Origin of the sequence: Burkholderia sp. Ac-20384 (assembly GCF_017104605.1) — a bacterium.
Taxonomy (GTDB): Bacteria; Pseudomonadota; Gammaproteobacteria; order Burkholderiales; family Burkholderiaceae; genus Burkholderia; species Burkholderia lata.
In genome coordinates this window covers 1-1857 of the sequence record NZ_JAAGPE010000606.1, presented here as the reverse complement: position 1 = coordinate 1857, position 1857 = coordinate 1, and the positions used below count along the sequence as shown (strand labels likewise).

The window sequence follows — 1857 nt, the reverse complement described above, 5'->3', positions numbered from 1 at the left end:
GGCCAGCAGGATCCCGAGTCGATCCGCCGCGCGGCCCTCGCGTTCCTGCAGCAACAGGTCGCAGGCCTGCCCGGAAAGACCACCGCGACCGTCACGACCGCGTTTCCGCGCGGGCTCGCCGCGTGCACGACGCTCGAACCGTTCATGCCGACCGGCGCGCGCCTGTGGGGCCGCACGACGGTCGGCGTGCGCTGCGCGGGCGAGCGGCCGTGGACCGTCTACCTGCAGGCGAAAGTCACCGTGCAGGCCACCTACTACGTCGCCGCGCGCCAGATCGCGCCCGGCGAGCCGCTTTCCGCGGCCGACCTGGTCGCCCGCGACGGCGACCTGACGGTGCTGCCGCTCGCGGTGATCACCGATCCGGCGCAAGCAATCGGCGCGACCGCGCTCGCGCGCATCTCGGCCGGGCTGCCGCTGCGGCAGGACATGCTGAAGAGCGCGGCGTCGGTGTCGGCCGGCCAGACGGTGCGAGTGGTCGCGGCCGGGCCCGGCTTCACGATTTCGGCCGAAGGCAGCGCGCTGGCGAATGCGGCGCCCGGCCAGTCGGTGCGGGTGCGGATGGCGGCGGGCCAGATCGTCACGGCGATCGTCAAGGACGCGGGCACCGTGGAAATTCCGCTGTAGGGGTGGATCCCGCCCCAAGAATGTAAAGAATTGTTTATTCGGAGCATTTCGGGCTCGCGATGCTAAAGTTCGGGCCGACCCGGCCGTTATCTGGGTCAAACCGAACAGGAAACCCATCGTGAAGATCGATTCCACTCCGAACCCGAGCCCCCTGGCGCCGACCGGCAACGGCGCGACCCGTGCGCAATCCGGCACGGCTTCGTCTTCGTCCGCGCAGGCGGCCGACGGCGGGTCGACCGGCGGTGACACGACCGTGAACCTGTCGGGTCTGTCCGGCCAGTTGCGTTCGGTATCCGCGTCCGGCAACGGCGATATCGACACGGGCCTGGTCCAGTCGATCAAGGACGCGCTGAACAACGGCACGCTGACGATCGATGCGAACAAGATCGCCGACGGCGTATTGAATACCGCCCGAGAGCTGCTGCAGCAGCAGCGCCCGGGCAACTGAAGCCGGCCTCGCGAGGCCGGTCCCCCCGGTTTGCCGTCGCGCCCAACGCGCCGGCGCGACGAGCATGACGCGATGAGAGAAGAGCTGCTGGCCACGGTCAACGACGAACACGCGACGGTCGAGGCGTTCGCGTCTCTGCTCGCGTACGAGGAAAAGGCGCTGACGATGGCGCAGCCGCTCGAGATGCTGCCCGGGATCGTCGAAAAGAAAACCGAGCTGATCGACCGGCTCGCACAGCTCGAACGCACGCGCGACACGCAGCTTTCCGCCCTCGGCTTTCCGTCCGGCAAGAAGGGAATGGACCAGGCCGCCGAGCGCGATGCCCGCCTCGCCGGCCGCTGGCAGTTGCTGCAGCAGTCCGCCGAACGCGCGCGCCAGGCCAATGCGAACAACGGGATGCTGATCCGGATCCGGATGGACTACAACGAGCGCGCGCTCGCGGTATTGCGCTCGGCCCCCGCGCCGGCCGGCGTCTACGGCCCCGACGGGCGCGTGTCGGCACTCACGCGCTGACGCACTGACTGACTGATTGATCGGCGGCAGCGCCGCCACCGCACGTTCCGCCTCTCGCCGCCCTGCGCGGCATCCCACGTTTCGACAGACCGGGCCCGAGCCCGGCACTCACGGTCCCTTCCGATACACGGCCGCGCAGCCGCGCGCCGTCCCGTCACAACAATCAGAAGAGGGCCGCATGCCGCATTTCCGCATTCCGTTTTCACACCGCGTCGCCGCCGTGTCCGCCGTCGCGGCGCTGGGCGCCGCCTTGACGCTCCCCGTCGCGCAGA

Annotated in this window: 3 protein-coding genes; all 3 read left to right on the top strand. The window is 69.8% G+C overall.

Annotated features, from left to right (window positions below; all coding sequences use genetic code 11):
• Positions 1-624, top strand: a 624-nt coding sequence (gene flgA, locus G3O00_RS42195; RefSeq protein WP_206146548.1) for a flagellar basal body P-ring formation chaperone FlgA, incomplete at its 5' end; no start/stop codon positions are given.
• A gap of 118 nt (positions 625-742) precedes the next feature.
• A complete protein-coding gene (flgM, locus tag G3O00_RS42190) occupies positions 743-1072 on the top strand; it encodes a flagellar biosynthesis anti-sigma factor FlgM (protein WP_174933885.1) in 330 nt (109 codons plus the stop codon).
• A 72-nt stretch (positions 1073-1144) separates the two neighbouring features.
• A complete protein-coding gene (locus G3O00_RS42185; RefSeq protein ID WP_174933883.1) occupies positions 1145-1585 on the top strand; it encodes a flagellar protein FlgN in 441 nt (146 codons plus the stop codon).
• Positions 1586-1857: the final 272 nt, after the last annotated feature.

What these genes read in the sequence shown, in the direction of transcription:
- G3O00_RS42185 (WP_174933883.1), top strand. Translation starts at nt 1,145, where the DNA reads ATGAGAGAAGAGCTGCTGGCCACGGTCAACGACGAACACGCGACGGTC.